At 46.1% G+C, this 623-nt stretch carries 1 protein-coding gene; it reads left to right on the top strand.

The features are described from left to right. Positions 1-623, top strand: a 623-nt coding sequence (locus AB4486_RS25445) for a TrkA C-terminal domain-containing protein (protein ID WP_372119500.1), incomplete at both ends; no start/stop codon positions are given.

The raw sequence follows: 623 nt of genomic DNA, 5'->3' as shown, positions 1-623 counted from the left end.
TTCAACAAGGCGATGTTCTGGTTATCACAGGTACTCGTAAAGCCATTGGTCAGTTGAAAGGTGACTCTGTTGGCTCTGAAGTTGTGCTTCCAGAAGAGTACGAAGTCATTGAAGAGAACCGTCAGCTTATCGCAGACAACAAACAACTGATTGGCCGTACACTAGGTCAAATCAAATCAGAAGCGAACAAAGGCACTTACCGTGGTGTTTATGTGACTGACTACCTTCGCGAAGGTGTATCAATCCCAGTTCACGCTGACCTTGTTGTTAAGAAAAATGATGTTATTCAATTAACTGGCTCACCAAGCGATATTAATCGTGTTCAAGGTACAATCGGTAAGCCAATGAACTCAGCAACAATGACTGACTTCATTGTACTAGGCATGGGTATGGTATTGGGTCTTTTGATTGGCCTAATCAACTTCAAAATTGCAGGTATTCCGGTCACTATCGGCTCTGGTGCAGGCTGTCTAGTGTCAGGTCTGATTGTTGGTTGGTTACGCAGCCGTAACCCACATGTGGCGCAATTCCCAGAATCAGCAGCAAGCTTTATTCGCGACTTCGGTCTAGCAGCATTCGTGGGTATCGTTGGTCTTGAGGCTGGCCCTCAAGCGGTAGACACC

The organism is Vibrio sp. 10N.222.55.C6 (genome assembly GCF_041473395.1).
GTDB classification, from domain to species: Bacteria; Pseudomonadota; Gammaproteobacteria; order Enterobacterales; family Vibrionaceae; genus Vibrio; species Vibrio crassostreae_C.
This window is presented reverse-complemented; position numbering and strand designations above follow the sequence as displayed.